Here is a 1,724-nt window from a genome sequence, read left to right on the forward strand (position 1 = left end):
AAGCTGGATATTCTTTTAGCCACTTCGTTAACATCTTCTTAAGACCATGATGAGTCATCCCGAATTCTTGGGCAAGAATCGTTAGATCTGTGCCGTAATAACCACCATTTTTCGTTTCTAATTCCCTGAGATATGCAAGAACAATATCACGACGCACCTTCATATTGAGAAAAATGTCTATCAATAGATAACAGTTTGCTTTATAAATTTATAAATTATTTAAAAGGGTTACGTGCGTGAGACTTATGACGGTACAACTCCTATTGAGAATCTGATGAAACGTCTTGATGCGAACGGGAAAAATGTACCGATTCCATGGTTAGGGAATAGAAAAATTGAGGTCAGATTTAAATAGGGTTGTAACCTAAATTATGGCGTGGAAATCCCTGTAGTTCCATCTGATTTTGTGAACCTTATATCGCCGAAATCACTCCTGACATTGCCTCCAAGATAGACATTGCCGGGCGTATCTGTTCCGGTGCTGTTATAGAGCATGAGTTTCATCTGGTAGTTTGTCTGGGTGTCCATGATGGTGTTACATTATCTACAACTATATTATAAAAGTCTGTTGAACCTGGGAACTGGTTACATGTGTTTACATTATATACTTCTAATGCGGCGCCATAAACATATGGATATACATTACTCAAAGAAGAAACTGAGATGCTCGAAGAGCCGCCCGATGTCAGATCATATGCATCCACATACCAATGCCCTGAACCGTTAGGGTATTGCTGTATAACTCCAAATACTGTATCGCCTTCACTGGCATTAACTATGATACCAGTATCATTTATCTGGTTCCCTATAACATAATATGACTGCAATTCCCAACGGTTGCGGCCGCCCTGCCCCCACTGCAATACGGGTTGAAGAATGTTGAGGGGAGAACTTTCGGGTTCCAGACCTGGAAATAAAAATATAGTCTGTCCAGTCGGGCCGGTTGGAGACGATGGAACTCTCCAATGTGCTGCAAAAAAGTTATTCCCACCATTTTCGTAGTAACTTGCAGATTCTGTCCAATTATTATATGTAGGTATTTTCGACGATGTAGCAGTTGTTTCAATGTGTTTGGTGACTTTGTAGGAGCATTCACCTGCGGCATTACATGCCATGCTCAGTACATCGTTTCGTGATAGGTTGAGTGTCTGTCGTAAATGCCACTCTGTTTCGTGTATAGCATTTATGCGTGCCATGCCTTGAGTACTTGCGTTTGATAACGTGACGTTCCCGCTTTTGATGATGGATGCATTTAGATCTGATATATTCACTATAACACCGTTTGGGAGTATTTCTTGTCCAGGCAGCAAATGCACAGGATTTATGGGATGATTAAGTGTTTTGTTCTTCGTTACAGCAGTGTTGTTTTTAAGCTCTGATTTGGTTTGCTCTGATACTGCAATACTACCGCCGATAAAAAGTAACAATATAGTACAGTCAATACCTTCGCCACATCACTATATCTATAAGATAAGATGAATAATTCTGGGATATACCACTTGTCCTACCGATATATCCCAGGAACTTGTATGTTCAACATTATTTCACGTCTTCAATGTTTAAAAACCTGTCTGAGTTCAACGGCTATATCTCAGTTGAATGTCATCGTGACAGCGCTATTAGCCATGACCGGTCAAGTTACCATGCCTGGTATTTCCCGTTGGGCAGGAGAAGGTGGAAGTTATCGTACTGTTCAACGATTCTTCAACACTCCTGTTGCATGG

3 protein-coding genes are annotated in these 1,724 nt (G+C 40.7%); 1 reads left to right on the forward strand and 2 read right to left on the reverse strand.

The genetic code is table 11. From position 1 onward, the window contains the following. Positions 1-369: 369 nt before the first annotated feature. Together MNV_RS19180 and MNV_RS00275 are read right to left on the reverse strand one after the other, a co-directional pair. Positions 370-528 carry a hypothetical protein gene (locus MNV_RS19180; protein ID WP_179293706.1) on the reverse strand — a complete coding sequence of 53 codons (159 nt, stop codon included), beginning with the start codon at positions 526-528 and terminating at the stop codon, positions 370-372. After that, complete coding sequence (locus MNV_RS00275; protein ID WP_096203354.1) at positions 501-1,427, reverse strand: hypothetical protein; 927 nt, start codon at positions 1,425-1,427, stop codon at positions 501-503. The genes MNV_RS19180 and MNV_RS00275 overlap by 28 nt, the downstream gene beginning before the upstream one ends. Before the next feature lie 102 nt (positions 1,428-1,529). On the opposite strand from MNV_RS00275, the gene MNV_RS00280 reads away from it, so the two are divergent. Further along, positions 1,530-1,724: transposase (locus tag MNV_RS00280; RefSeq protein ID WP_179293707.1), on the forward strand; the 195-nt coding region annotated here is incomplete at its 3' end.

The organism is Candidatus Methanoperedens nitratireducens (assembly GCF_900196725.1).
Lineage (GTDB): Archaea > Halobacteriota > Methanosarcinia > Methanosarcinales > Methanoperedenaceae > Methanoperedens > Methanoperedens nitroreducens_A.

Bases quoted from the DNA above. Each gene is read 5' to 3' on its own strand.
- MNV_RS19180 (WP_179293706.1), bottom strand. From the start codon at position 528: ATGGACACCCAGACAAACTACCAGATGAAACTCATGCTCTATAACAGC.